This window comes from Streptomyces nanshensis, assembly GCF_001751255.1.
Lineage (GTDB): Bacteria > Actinomycetota > Actinomycetes > Streptomycetales > Streptomycetaceae > Streptomyces > Streptomyces nanshensis_A.
In genome coordinates this window covers 1-6228 of the sequence record NZ_LJGW01000380.1, presented here as the reverse complement: position 1 = coordinate 6228, position 6228 = coordinate 1, and the positions used below count along the sequence as shown (strand labels likewise).

4 protein-coding genes are annotated in these 6228 nt (G+C 71.4%); all 4 read right to left on the bottom strand.

The window, feature by feature from the left end:
- Positions 1–75 precede the first annotated feature (75 nt).
- The 4 genes from AN218_RS23465 to AN218_RS23450 all read right to left on the bottom strand — a co-directional run bounded on the left by AN218_RS23465 (position 76) and on the right by AN218_RS23450 (position 6021).
- On the bottom strand, positions 76–987 hold the full coding sequence (locus tag AN218_RS23465; RefSeq protein WP_070018887.1) for a D-alanyl-D-alanine carboxypeptidase family protein: 912 nt from the start codon (positions 985–987) through the stop codon (positions 76–78).
- 382 nt (positions 988–1369) lie between these two features.
- On the bottom strand, positions 1370–2857 hold the full coding sequence (locus AN218_RS23460; RefSeq protein ID WP_070018886.1) for an APC family permease: 1488 nt from the start codon (positions 2855–2857) through the stop codon (positions 1370–1372).
- Positions 2854–4479 carry a GMC family oxidoreductase gene (locus AN218_RS23455; protein ID WP_079132500.1) on the bottom strand — a complete coding sequence of 542 codons (1626 nt, stop codon included), beginning with the start codon at positions 4477–4479 and terminating at the stop codon, positions 2854–2856. Before AN218_RS23455 ends, AN218_RS23460 begins: the two co-directional genes overlap by 4 nt.
- A gap of 75 nt (positions 4480–4554) precedes the next feature.
- The gene (locus AN218_RS23450) at positions 4555–6021 is read right to left on the bottom strand and encodes an aldehyde dehydrogenase family protein (protein ID WP_070018885.1); all 1467 of its coding nucleotides are present in this window, start codon (positions 6019–6021) and stop codon (positions 4555–4557) included.
- Positions 6022–6228: the final 207 nt, after the last annotated feature.

The window sequence follows — 6228 nt, the reverse complement described above, 5'->3', positions numbered from 1 at the left end:
GGGTGCGGCGGCGTCCACCGCTGCACCCGGCCGCATCGCCGACGGGCGGCCCGACGGGCGCGCCGCGTCGCCGCGTCAGTCGCGCTCGGCGCCCTCCGGGAGCGAACGCAGGTCGAGCTTGCCGGTCTTCTGCTCCAGCGACCAGTCGAGCATCTTCTTCGCGTCCGGGTAGCGCGCGCTGCTGTTGAGGATCGCGCCCACGACGGAACGGCCGTTGCGCTCCGCGGCGAAGACCAGGCAGGGGCCGGCCTTGCTGCCGGTGCCGGTCTTGATGCCGATGACGCCCTTGTACGAGCCGAGCAACTGGTTGGTGTTGTACCAGGTGTACGTACGGCCGTTGGTCGCCTTCTGCTTCGCCGACGTGGACTTGGCGACCTTGCGGATGTTCGTGCTGCCCAGCGCGTACTTGCCCAGCAGGGCCATGTCGCGCGCCGTGGAGTGGTTGCGCCCCTTCTTCGAGATGCCGTCGAAGGAGTCGAACTCGGTGTTCTTCATGCCGAGTTTGCGGGCCTTGGCGTTCATCTTCGCGATGAAGTCGTCGGCGCGGGCGGTCGTGGAGCTTCCCTTGCCGACGGCGTCGGCCAGCGCGTACGCGGCGTCGCAGCCGGAGGGCAGCAGCATGCCGTACAGGAGCTGCCGCAGGCTGAGCTTGTCGCCCGTCCTCAAGTCGGCCGTGCTGCCGCCCCACTTGGCGACGTAGTCGCGGTAGGCCTTCTTGACGGTGATCTTGCGGTCGAGGTCGACGCCGGAGCTGACGACGACCGCCGCCGTCATGACCTTGGTGGTGCTGGCCATCTCGCGCTTGGTGTCGGAGCTCTTGCCCCACATCTCCTCACCGGACGAGGCGTCCAGCACGAAGGCGCCCTTGGCCTTGACGCCGGAGGGGCCTGCCGCCTGCGCCGGGAAGACGAACGGCCCGGCGGCCAGCACGGCACCGCCCGCCACCGCCACGGCGCCGATCCGGCGGGCCCTCTTCGATACACGCATCAACTCGTCGCTCCATCGTCCGTGCTCGGGCGGACGGGCTTCCGTGTCCGTACGGGCCGCCGCCCCTGAAAAAGTCCGTAGTTCCAAGGACAGCGCAGCGCCCCGATCGGTTGCACCGGAACGCTCCCCCACATCTGTTCGCCCGCACCCGCGACGGACCGGCCGTGAACGCGGGCGGAAGGAGAAGGAGTTGGGTCCGCGCCGCTGCGGGCCGGAACCGTCCTCGTCACCGGCAGCAGGGCGCGGACCACCGCCGCGTCCGCGAACTCGCGGCGGACGGTGCCACGTTGCTGCCGTACGGACGGGACCGTACACGAGTCGGGCAGGTCGCGGCAGATCCGGCACGAGGGCGGATGCGGGGAGGCGGACAAGGCCCCTGCGGTCACACCCGTGAGCGCTCCGGGATGGCGTCGCCGGCCGGGGCGTCGCCGCGGCCGTAGTGGTGTGTGGCGAACATGTAGAGCAGGCCCGCGCCGACGACCACTCCGCCGCACAGCAGCACGATCCAGTTGTCGTACCAGGGCTGGTCGGGGTTGCGCGCCCAGGAGATGTTGACGATGGCGAAGATGCCGTACGCGAGCGCGGCGGCGTTGACCAGCAGTCCCCAACGGCCCAGCGTGAACTCGCCGTTGGCGCGCCAGCCCTTCAACCGGGCGCGCAGCGCCGCGAGGACGACCATCTGGAACGCCCCGTAGATGCCGAGGATCGCGAACGAGACGATCTTGGTGAGGGCGTCCTCGGAGATCAGCGAGCCGAAGGCGATCACCGCGGGGATCACGGCCGCCACCAGCAGCGCGTGGTGCGGCACGGCGCGCGCGTAGGAGAAGGAGCGCAGCAGCCGGTGCCCGGCGATCATCTTGTCCCGCGCATAGGAGTAGATGAGGCGGCCCGCCGCCGCCTGGAGGCTGACGGTGCAGGACAGGAACGAGATCAGCACGACGCCCATGACCATGCGCGCCCCCACCTCCCCCAGCGCGTCGAAGAGGACGCGGACGACGGGGTCGGTGTCCTTCCCGGCGATCACCGCCTTGTAGTCGGAGACGGCCAGCAGCAGCGTCAGACAGGTGAACGTCGCCGCGGCGCCGCCGACGTAGACGGTGCGGCGCATCGCCCGGGGGATGACGACGCCGGGGCGGGCGACCTCCTCGGCGAGGTCGCCGCACGCCTCGAAGCCGTAGTACTGGTAGAAGCCGATGATGGCCGCGGCGAGGAAGACCGGCACGTACGAACCGTCGCCCGCCGTACCGAAGTTGTCGACGACGACGCCCAGACCGTGGAAGCGGTGTGTGCTCAGCAGCCACACGCCGACGACGAGGGCGCCGACCAGTTCGGCGGTGAAGCCGATGACGGCGGCCTTCGAAAGGGCCCTGGTCCCGGCGTAGTTGATGAGCGCGGCGATGACGATGAGCGCCACGGTGCACAACACCGTGGTGTGCACGGTCGGTTCGAAGCCGAAGAGGATCGCGATGTACGGGCCTGCGCCGTAGGCGACGGCGGTGATGGTGACCAGCAGCGCCCACATGTAGACCCAGCCGGTCATCCACGCCCAGCGGATGCCCCACAGCCGGCGGGCCCACGGGTAGACGCCGCCCGCGATGGGGAACTGCGCGACGATCTCGCCGAAGACCAGCGCCACGAGGAACTGGCCCGCGCCCGCCAGCAGGAACGCCCAGATCATCGGCGGGCCGCCGGTGGCCAGCGCCGTCGCGAAGAGGGTGTAGGTGCTGACCACGGGGGAGAGGTAGGTGAAGCCGAGGGCGAAGTTCGCCCACGGGCCCATCTCCTTGCGGAACTCCGAGCCGTGCTCGGCGGTGGCGCCGCCGCCTCCCCCGGGTCCGTCCGCGGGGGCGGGGCTCGCGGAGTCCGTCATCGTCCGTCCCCCTGCCGGGAGTCGGGCGCGGACGCATCGGAACCCGCGCCGACGCCGGCGCCCGCACCCGCTCCGGCCGTGCGGTCGCCCTTGAGGAGGTCGGCCGCGCGCTCCGCGACGAGCAGCACCGTGACCATCGGGTTGACGGTCGGCATGGTCGGGAAGACCGACGCGTCGACCACCCGTACGCCCTCCTCGCCGCGCAGCCGCAGCAGCGGATCGAGCACCGCGCCGGGGTCGTCGTCGCCGCCCATCCGGCAGGTGCCCGCCGGGTGGTAGACGGTGTGCGCGGCCCGCCGCCCGTACTCGGACAGCTCCACGTCGCCGGTCACCTCCGGGCCGGGTGCGCACTCCCGTACCAGCCACTCGCGCAGCGGTCCGGTGGCGGCCACCTCGCGGGCGATGCGCAGACCGTCGACGACGGTCTGCTCGTCATAGCCGTCGGGATCGGTGAAGTAGCGGAAATCCAGCAGGGGTTGCTCGCGCGGATCGGCGCCGCGCAGCGAGATCCGGCCGCGCGAACGGGACTTGGGCACGTTCGGCGTCATACACACCCCGTACGGGGGCGACGGCAGGCCCAGGCGCTCGGTGTTGACGGTGAAGGGCACCTGGTAGAAGTGGAACATCAGGTCAGGCCCGGGCTCGCGGGGGTCGCGCCGTACGAAGAGGCCCGCGTCGGAGTCGACCGCCGAGTTGGGCGGCAGCGGGCCCGCGGTCTCCCACACGATCACCGACTCCGGGTGGTCCATCAGATTGCCGCCCACGCCGGGCAGATCGGTGAGCACGTCGATGCCGAGGCCGCGCAGCGTGTCCGCCGGGCCGACGCCGGAGAGCATCAGCAGCCGGGGCGTGTCGATCGCGCCCGCGCACAGCAGCAGTTCGCGCTCCGCCCGTACGGTGACGTCCCGGCCGTCCGCGCCGCGCACCCGTACGCGGGTGAGGCGGCCCGCGTCGTCGCGCAGCAGCCGGTACGCCCGGCTCTCCAGCTTCAGCGTGAGGTTGGGGCGGCCGAGCACGGGGTGCAGATAGGCCACGGACGCCGACGAGCGGTGCCCGGTGACGGGGTCGTAGGCGAGCGAGAAGAAGCCCGCCCCCTCGGTGAAGGGGCGGGCGTTGAAGTCGTCGACGACGGGGACGTCGAGGGCGTTGACCGCGGCGTTCACGAAGTCGTGCGCGACGGGGTTGCGGTCCTGCTCGGCGACCGGGCGGACGGTGTTGAGCAGCCGGTGCCGGTAGGGAAGCAGCGTCTCCGCGTCCCAGCCGGAGGCGCCGGCGCGCACCCACTCCTGNGTGTTGTGCGAGGAGCAGCCGCCGAGCACCCGCGCCCGTGAGTGCAGGATGTGCGAGTTGCCGCGGGGCTGTTCGACGGTGGTGTAGCCGTAGTCGTAGTCCGTGCCGAGCAGGTTGATCCAGTTCCGCAGCCGGAGCACGTTCTCGTCGCCGACGTCGCTGGGTCCGCCCTCGATCACGCACACCCGGCACTCCGGGTCCTCGGTCAGCCGTGCCGCCAGTACGCAGCCCGCGGTGCCGCCGCCGACGACGACGTAGTCGTACGCCTCCTCGTCACGCGCACCGCCCGCGCCGCCGCCCGTACCGCCGCTCGCATCCGTCGTCTCCGCCATGTCCGCCCTCTCGCGCTCCTCGTACCGCTCCGCATCCCGCTCCGCGTCCGGCTCCGTGTCCGCTCCCGGCGGGAGTCAGCCCTTGAACCAACCGGACGGCGCGGGCGAGAGGTTGTGGTAGATGTGCTTGGCCTCCTGGTACTCCCGCAGCCCCGTCGGGCCCAGTTCGCGCCCGATGCCGGATCTGCCGAAGCCGCCCCACTCGGCCTGCGGCACATACGGATGGAAGTCGTTGATCCACACCGTGCCGTGGCGCAGCCGGTTCGCCACGCGCTGCGCGCGTCCCGCGTCACCGGTCCACACGCCGCCGGCCAGCCCGTAACGGGTGTCGTTGGCCAGCTCCAGCGCCTCGTCCTCGGTGTAGAAGCGCTCGACGGTCACGACCGGCCCGAACACCTCCTCCCGCACGATGCGCATCGTCGGCTTGCAGTCCGCGTAGACGGTCGGCAACAGGAAGAAACCGCGGGCGAGTTCGGGATCGTCGGGGCGCCGTCCCCCGGTGACGAGGCGGGCGCCGTCCATGCGTGCGATCTCGAAGTAGCTCTCGACCTTGGCCCGGTGCTCCTCGGAGCTGAGCGGCCCGGACTCGGTGAGGGGTTCCAGTCCGTCGCCGAGCCGGATCGCCTCGGCGCGCGAGGCGAGTTCGCTCACGAACCGGTCGTGGACGCCGTACTGGACGATGAGCCGCGAACCCGCCGAGCAGACCTGCCCGGAGTGCAGAAAGGCCGCGTCCAGCGCGTAGTCGAGGGCGGCGTCGAAGTCGGCGTCGCCGAAGACGATGTTGGGGTTCTTGCCGCCGAGTTCGAGGGCGATGTTCTTCACGCCGGACGCGGCGCCCTCCATGATCTTCCGCCCCGTCGCCAGACCGCCGGTGAAGGAGACCATGTCGACCTCGGGGTGCGAGGTCATGGCGCTGCCGACCGTGGAGCCCGCGCCCAGCACGAGGTTGACGACGCCCGGCGGCGTACCGGCCTCCTCCAGCAGCCCGATCAGCGCGATCGTCGTCAGCGGCGTCGTCTCGCTCGGCTTGAGGACGAAGGTGTTGCCGGCGGCGAGCGCGGGCGCGACCTTCCAGGAGGCCTGTAGCAGCGGGTAGTTCCACGGTGCGATCAGCGCGCAGACCCCGACGGGCTCATAGACGACGCGGCTGAGCACGTCCGGGCCGACCTCGACGACGCGGCCCGCGTCCTTCCCCGCGATCTCGGAGAAGTAGCGGAAGGCACCGGCGATGTCCTCGATGTCGATGCGCGACTCGGCCAGCGTCTTTCCGGTGTCCAGCGTCTCCATGCGGGCGAGTTGCTCGCGGTCGCGCAGCAGCAGTTCGTGTACGCGGTAGAGGACGTCGGCGCGGCGGCGGACGGGCGCCCCCGCCCAGTCGGCCCGTTCGAAGGCCCGCTTGGCCGCCCGTACCGCGAGATCGACGTCCGTCTCGTCCGCCTCGTCGACGGTGGTGATGACCGAGGCGTCGAACGGGTTGACCACGTCCCGGTGTTCACCGGAGACGCTTCCGGTCCATTCGCCGTCGATGTACAGCTCGGCCATCGCTCCGCCCTCGCTCGCCCGTGGTGTCCGTCGCCCCCGTCCCGGCATGACGGGCTCCAACATCGTGCGGGGCGGCGCCGGTTCCTACGGGGCGCACCGACAGCGAGTCGGCGGGGAAGGGATGTTGACCCACGTGGTCTAAGAACGGGCGAGCGGCGGAACGGAGTTGACGACGGGGGCGGCCCCGGCGACTCCCGTACGCCGGGG

What these genes read in the sequence shown, in the direction of transcription:
- AN218_RS23465 (WP_070018887.1), bottom strand. Translation starts at nt 987, where the DNA reads ATGCGTGTATCGAAGAGGGCCCGCCGGATCGGCGCCGTGGCGGTGGCG.
- AN218_RS23460 (WP_070018886.1), bottom strand. Translation starts at nt 2,857, where the DNA reads ATGACGGACTCCGCGAGCCCCGCCCCCGCGGACGGACCCGGGGGAGGC.
- AN218_RS23450 (WP_070018885.1), bottom strand. Translation starts at nt 6,021, where the DNA reads ATGGCCGAGCTGTACATCGACGGCGAATGGACCGGAAGCGTCTCCGGT.